Origin of the sequence: Microcystis sp. LEGE 00066 (assembly GCF_015207925.1) — a bacterium.
Taxonomy (GTDB): Bacteria; Cyanobacteriota; Cyanobacteriia; order Cyanobacteriales; family Microcystaceae; genus Microcystis; species Microcystis ichthyoblabe_A.
The window spans coordinates 1-3,868 of sequence record NZ_JADEVX010000285.1 but is presented as its reverse complement, the minus strand read 5'-3'; the positions used below and the strand labels follow the sequence as shown (position 1 = coordinate 3,868).

The 3,868-nt window shown below is 39.7% G+C and carries 4 protein-coding genes and 1 pseudogene; 2 read left to right on the top strand and 3 right to left on the bottom strand.

The annotated features are described in order from the left end of the window. Positions 1-52: 52 nt before the first annotated feature. Positions 53-721 carry a 1-acyl-sn-glycerol-3-phosphate acyltransferase gene (locus tag IQ224_RS22450; protein WP_036401616.1) on the bottom strand — a complete coding sequence of 223 codons (669 nt, stop codon included), beginning with the start codon at positions 719-721 and terminating at the stop codon, positions 53-55. A gap of 259 nt (positions 722-980) precedes the next feature. Beyond that, positions 981-1,140, bottom strand: a pseudogene (locus tag IQ224_RS24430) (IS1 family transposase); the annotation flags it as partial. Between the two features lie 679 nt (positions 1,141-1,819). Here IQ224_RS24430 and IQ224_RS22445 point away from each other — a divergent pair. Then, on the top strand, positions 1,820-2,752 hold the full coding sequence (locus IQ224_RS22445; RefSeq protein WP_002745440.1) for a class I SAM-dependent methyltransferase: 933 nt from the start codon (positions 1,820-1,822) through the stop codon (positions 2,750-2,752). A gap of 171 nt (positions 2,753-2,923) precedes the next feature. After that, on the top strand, positions 2,924-3,616 hold the full coding sequence (locus IQ224_RS22440; RefSeq protein ID WP_036401614.1) for a hypothetical protein: 693 nt from the start codon (positions 2,924-2,926) through the stop codon (positions 3,614-3,616). Positions 3,617-3,767: 151 nt separating this feature from the next. Here IQ224_RS22440 and IQ224_RS22435 read toward each other — a convergent pair. Then, positions 3,768-3,868 (bottom strand): transposase (locus IQ224_RS22435; RefSeq protein WP_133164180.1); only part of this gene is annotated, 101 nt, incomplete at its 5' end.

The following is a 3,868-nucleotide window of genomic DNA, read 5'->3' as shown; positions in this document are numbered from 1 at the left end:
CCCCACACCCCACACCCTGCCCCCAGGAAAAGCTTTTTGCCGCAAACCCTAGTTAGCGTCCGAGGGCGTGTAATCCGTTAATAATTTCGGCACAGCGCTCGGTAACTGCCTGTAAAGCTTCTCTTTTGCTAGAAATCGGTGGCGGCAGCACTTCGCCGATGCGAATAGTTAAGGGGATACTATGGGGAAAAGAAGAACCTTTTTGAAAAATCTTTTCTGTCCCCCACAAACTGACGGGTAGCAGGGGAACTCCCGCTTTAGCGGCAATCATCGCCGCGCCTAGTTTTGGTTGATGGATCAATCCGTCCTCGGTGCGGGTTCCCTCCAGAAACACTCCCACTGCCCAGCCCGCTGCTAAGGCTGCCATCGCCGCCCGAATGGCTCCGCGATCACCACTGCTGCGTTTGACGGGATAGGCCCCATAAAGAGCGATCGCGTGTTTTAAAATCGGGATGGTAAATAATTCTTCTTTAGCCATATAAGCTACGGGACGACGCACGGCACAGGATAATAGGGGTGGATCGAAGTAACTGGCGTGATTGCAGACGATAATCAGAGGATGACGCTGAGGGACATTTTCCACTCCGTAAACGCGACCGCGAAAATAGCCGTTTAGGGTTGGGCTAACGATCGACCATTTAAAGAGATGATATAAAACTAAACTGGCAAAAGGTTCTCGCTCTTGAGGCTGGTTCATGACTGACAATTGTTCCCTAGACATGGAAAAGCCCTTGGGAGTCTTGCCGTGTTTCGACCCCAAGGACTTTGCTTTCTTCTCACTCCTCACACAATTAAAATATATAGCAATTTATGGGTTAGGGAAAGGTTAAGCGTGCCGCTTTCTTAACTGGCATAATTACCTACCTAGGGTTGAGAGCGGCAAAAGGATTAGCAAGATGTGTCATTGATTTTGCTTGGGTACTGAAAAAAGGGGTGGTGATTCGGTAGTAGTGATGGCGGCTTAATCCTTTGCTTTGCTGTGCATTGTAGTCATGGATAAAATACCAAAGGGTTCCCCAAGGTGATTCTCCATTTTTTTAGAGAAAGATAGACGCTCTCTCACCAGCCGAGAAATCCTTTGTTTAAAGGTATTATTTAATCTTTCAATAGATTAGTTTGACCAGTTTCTTGACCGACAGAAAGTCTGTTTGGTTTGGTCAATATCCCGACAGTAGAGCAGATGCGGAACATCCTTGATGGAATAGCCGCAAAGCATCTTTTTCCCCTGTTCAAATGGATTTATCAAGGTCTGGGAGACCAAGGCTATTTGAGGCTATTTGCCGCATTGGATGGCAACTTACTCGTCACCCTAGATGGGACTCAGTACTGATCAACGCTATCAACGGGCTCGGCTTCAACGAGGGACTCGCTGGGGCTTTTTTCAAGATGTTGTTTGTCTGACCAAGTATCTGTTGTTTGAAGGCTGGCAACACCTTCTAGACTTTATGCTCGATGATGCCATCCCTAGTGCTCTCGTTAATTCTTCTTGATGTTGGATTGGGATGTGCCGGGCAAAAGCGTTTTATATTCCGTATTATTTGCTAGATTCTGAATTTGAAATTGCTGTGCACTGACTAATTACCTTGACAAAAAGTTGATCATCGGGTAGGATGTACCCAATATACCTATTGAATTGGGTCTTGAACTGGTCGGTTAATTAAATTGCCCATTATTCGGTGACACGCTGCCGTAGCAGTATTTTGTCAAGATTTAATAGGAGGCAACTAAATTAAAGCATTTTGATGAAGGATGCCAGTTCCCAGTTGGCTTTGACGACAAAACATGACGGTAAATATTAGTAGTATAAAGAAGGTTGACAATGTTGAAAAAATTACTTAACCGTATGCAAACCGAGCAGGGTAGAAAAAATATTAAATTTGCCCTAGCCAAAAAAATATTCAATCCCCTCTTAAGAAATATTGGCTACACCCTAATTACTGACCATTTTTATCAGCCGATACCCAACCGTCAGGAAATTATGACATACGCGGGCAAGGAAAGGCCTCTTAGCTCAATTGAATGGCATCTAGACAAGCAAACTGAACTGGTTAAATATTTACTGGAAAAATATGGTTTGGAATTTAACAATAAAGAAATTTTTTCAGCGTTTGGTTATTCCGAAGATAGTTCTGGTCTCATTAGTGGTGATGCGGAAGTCCTCTATGCTATGGTCAGAGAAAAAAAACCTAATCGGGTAATTGAAATTGGCTCAGGTGGTAGCACTAAGATTATCGCCGCAGCTTTAAGAATGAATTTTATAGAAAATTCCCAAAAATCACAACTGATCTCGATCGAGCCTTATCCTCAAGATTTTTTAAAAGACTTTGCTAATGTTAGTAAAGATTTTCTAGAATTTAGTTTGCTTATCCAGAAAGTAGAAGCCGTAGATTTGTCTGTTTTTGAATCCCTGCAAACCAATGATATTCTGTTCGTTGATTCCAGTCATGTATTTAAGTCTGGTAGTGATGTGGAGTTTGAATTTCTTCAAGTTTATCCACGTTTACAAACAGGAGTCTTAGTTCATATTCACGATATATTCTTTCCCTGTGATTATCCCATAGAATGGAATCTCAAAGAATCACGATACTGGAACGAGCAATACTTTTTAGAAACTTTTTTACAATTTAACAAAAAGTTTAAAATTTTGGCATCCCTATCTATGGTATCTTATTATAAGAATTCCGTGTTTCTTGATAATATCAATGCTTGTAATGAAGCTCGATTACCCGGTTCTTTCTGGATGATTGCTTGAAGATTGCTCGCCTGAATCGGGTCTTGAACTGGTTAGTTAATTAAATAGCCTGTAATTAGCCACAGTAGGAAGCGGGGATTATTGAGAATAAAGTAACCCTTAAACCATAGATAGATAGGACAAAATCTGTTAAAACTAATTTAAAAGTTCCGGTTGTCACTGTCGATAAATATGAGAAACGAAACCAAATTGTTAGAAGTCCGGATTATTAGATTGGCAATCTACCTTTTGCCTCTTGTTAGCCTGGGAGTTCATGAAGCAGGTTTTGGATTTATAGAGCCAGCACTTGTTCCAATTTTGATAGTATTTATTCTATCGATATTTTTGCGGGGATTTCAGTTTAAACGAGCCTTTGGGAAAAGCACATATATAAATCTTATTATATTTTTCTTTTCATTGATTATCATATCAACATTTTTAAGTTTTATTACGGATAATTTTTACAGTACCAGAAAGTCTTTAGGAGTTTTAATATCGCTCCTAATTCTCTTTTCTGTTTATTATACTGTATCATGGGTAACAACAAATCCTGCTACTTCAAAAATATTAGCCCAAGACTTTGTGAGGGTATCTGTATTTATTTGCTCTATGGTTGTTTTACAATTTTTCATAGTTTCCTTTACTGGTAGGGATTATGTAGTTGGTACCCTAGCTTCTATAGCTCGGCTTCTCCCCTATTCAGTGAGGGTTGGTGCGGCGGATGAGTATTATTCTCTGTCTTTATGGGAAGGACGGTATTCAGGAGTACTTACTGAACCTGGAGATGTAGGAATTTATGCTATGCCAGCCTTCGCAATTATTAGCCAGATGCTATTGTCAGGATATTTCAAAAAAACAAGAGGATTTTTGCTACTATCTCCTTGATTATTATTGTAACTTCTGTCACCTTAACTCAGTCAGTAACAAATATATTTGCTCTCTCTTTACTGATAGCTTATTTTATTTTTATTAATCGAAAATGGCGAATTAGAAAATTTTCAAAACAAAGTGGTTCTTCCGAACTTACCATGTAAAATCAACTAGCAAAATGCCAATTTAATAAACATCTAAGACTAAAGTTTTTAAAGTTTCTAAATCCATAGCCTCTCCTTTTAATCACCTTCAGTTTATTATTAA